This is a genomic window from Vibrio sp. 2130-1, assembly GCF_033339515.1.
In genome coordinates this window covers 1-603 of record NZ_JAWOUT010000468.1, presented here as the reverse complement: position 1 = coordinate 603, position 603 = coordinate 1, and the positions used below count along the sequence as shown (strand labels likewise).

At 46.1% G+C, this 603-nt stretch carries 1 protein-coding gene; it reads left to right on the top strand.

What is annotated here, in order from left to right; genetic code table 11:
- Window positions 1-603, top strand: a 603-nt coding sequence (locus tag R7Q09_RS26885) for a LuxQ periplasmic sensor domain-containing protein (RefSeq protein WP_318144041.1), incomplete at both ends; no start/stop codon positions are given.

Genomic DNA, 603 nt, shown 5'->3' with positions numbered 1-603 from the left:
GGATGAGTCATACAAAATCTTCGATGTGTTGAAACGCAAAGAGACCCAGAAGAAGTTAGATCAGTTATTGATCATCCAAACGCCGATTGAAGTGAACGCGGCCATCACCAACTTGAAGTTACTTACCGTGCAAGACAACCAGAGTGTTGTTACGCTGCAAATTCAACACTTTTTGGCGATGTTAGCGTCTGTTATTGGCATGATTATGATTGCGCTGATGACCAAAGAGTGGATTGAAAACCGAGTTGTGGAAGAGCTGGGGTCGCTCATGTCTTACACGCGTTCTGCTCGGGAAGAAAAAGGCTTTGAGCGTTTTGGTGGGTCGGATATTGAAGAGTTTGACCACATTGGTTCGACGCTGGAAAGCACGTTTGAAGAATTAGAAGCTCAGAAGCGATCGTTTCGAGACCTGTTTAACTTCGCGTTATCGCCAATCATGGTTTGGTCAGAAGCGGGCGTGCTGATCCAAATCAATCCCGCAGCTCGCAAAGAACTGGTTATCGAAAATGACATCGAAACCATGCATCCTGTATTTAAAGGATTCAAAGACAAACTGGTGCCACATTTAAGAATGGCAGCGCAGGGCGCGACACTGACGGGAGT